Origin of the sequence: Terrisporobacter muris (assembly GCF_024621905.1) — a bacterium.
Classification (GTDB): Bacteria; Bacillota; Clostridia; order Peptostreptococcales; family Peptostreptococcaceae; genus Terrisporobacter; species Terrisporobacter muris.
In genome coordinates, this window is record NZ_JANKBY010000494.1 from 1 (window position 1) to 1,936 (window position 1,936).

Sequence of the window (1,936 nt, forward strand, 5' to 3'; positions counted from 1 at the left end):
AATATAATTTAGTCGGGAGGATATTGTTAATGAAAAATACTGCTTTAAATTTACAAGATTTATTTTTAAATAATGCTAGGAAAGAAAGAGTACCTGTAACAATATATCTAATGAATGGTGTCCAAATTAAAGGATATGTAAAGGGGTTTGATAGCTATATAGTATTACTAGAAGGTGAGAATAGACAACAAAATCTAATTTATAAACATGCAGTTTCTACAATAGTACCAGGCAAAAGTATAAACTTACAAAATACAAATCAAAATAATGCAAAGTAATATAAAAGATAAATATTTAATTTGCTTATATCAACAATGAAACGCTTTCAGGTAACTATATTGTTTAAAAGGTACTTATATTAACCTACAATAAATTATGGGTTGATATAAGTGCCTTTTTACTTACAAGAAGGCGATATGTTTCTCAAATTTGCCGACATGAGTAAAGCAAATTTTAAGTAACGGATTTATCCGAAGTGGTAACAAGAATATATCTTTGATGATATAAGCTAAGCAAATTTTTTAACTTTAAATCTTGAAGTTAAATTTTTACTATGATAAACTTTTTAAAGTGACAAATAAAAGAAAATAGGTGAGATTAAGTGCTTAAAGAGACAAGTGAATTATTAAAAGAATACTACGGATTGGATGATGAAACTTTTGAATTATCCAATGAAGTAATGGAAGATATAAAAGATCAATTTGATAAAATAAAAGAAATAAGAGAATTTAACCAATATAAAGTTTTAAGAGCTATGCAAAGAGCTCATTTAAGTGATAATCACTTTAACTGGACGACAGGGTATGGATATAACGATATTGGACGTGAAAAAATTGAAGAAATATATGCAGATGTATTTGGAGCAGAAGATGCTTTAGTTAGGCCAATAATAGTAAATGGAACTCATGCCTTAAGTTTATGTATACAAGGGATTGTTAGACCAGGAGATGAAATATTGTCTATTACAGAAAAACCTTATGATACTTTACAAGGTGTAATAGGAATAAGAGAAGAAAAAGGCTCTCTAAAGGAATTTGGAGTTACATATGATGATGTTGATTTCTTACCAGATGGAAACATAGACTTGGAAGGTGTTAAGAAAAAGATAAACGAAAAAACAAAACTAGTAATGATTCAAAGATCAAAAGGATATTCTTGGAGAAAATCATTATCAATAGAAGATATAAAAGAAGCTATAGATGTTGTTAAATCAGTTAACAAGGATTTAATAGTAATGGTTGATAACTGTTATGGTGAATTCTTAGATATAAAAGAGCCTACAGAAGTTGGTGCTGATATAATGGCTGGTTCATTAATTAAAAACCCAGGTGGAGGTCTTGCATTAACTGGTGGGTATATAGCTGGTAGAAAAGATCTAGTTGAAATGATATCTTATAGATTAACTACTCCTGGTATAGGAAAAGAATGTGGTTTAACATTTGGAACTACAAGAAATGTACTACAAGGATTCTTTATGGCGCCTTATGTAACATCTCAAGCAGTAATGGGAGCAATATATTGTGCTAGAATGTTTGAAAAATTAGGATATGATGTACTTCCAAAATACGATGATTTAAGAAGTGATATTATACAAGTTGTAAGACTTAAAAATGCTGAGGAAGTTATAGCATTTTGTCAAGGAACACAAGCAGCAGCTCCAGTTGATTCTTATGTGAAACCAGAACCATGGGCAATGCCTGGTTATGAAGATGAAGTAATAATGGCAGCAGGAGCATTTATTCAAGGGTCATCAATAGAACTTAGTGCAGATGCACCAATTAGGCCGCCATATAATGTTTACTTCCAAGGTGGACTTACATTTGACCATTCAAAAATGGGAACTTTAAAAGCAGTGGAATATATTAAAAAAATAAAAAAATAGAATAATAATAAAAAAAAGTCTTAATATATAATTGTATTAAGGCTTTTTTTGTAA

The 1,936-nt window shown here is 29.5% G+C and carries 2 protein-coding genes; both read left to right on the top strand.

Translation table 11 applies throughout. The annotated features are described in order from the left end of the window. Nucleotides 1–29: 29 nt before the first annotated feature. A complete protein-coding gene (gene hfq, locus NSA58_RS19655; protein WP_039681066.1) occupies nucleotides 30–278 on the top strand; it encodes an RNA chaperone Hfq in 249 nt (82 codons plus the stop codon). A 323-nt stretch (nucleotides 279–601) separates the two neighbouring features. Next, the gene (locus tag NSA58_RS19660; RefSeq protein ID WP_039681067.1) at nucleotides 602–1,882 is read left to right on the top strand and encodes a methionine gamma-lyase family protein; all 1,281 of its coding nucleotides are present in this window, start codon (nucleotides 602–604) and stop codon (nucleotides 1,880–1,882) included. The last annotated feature ends 54 nt before the right edge of the window (nucleotides 1,883–1,936 follow it).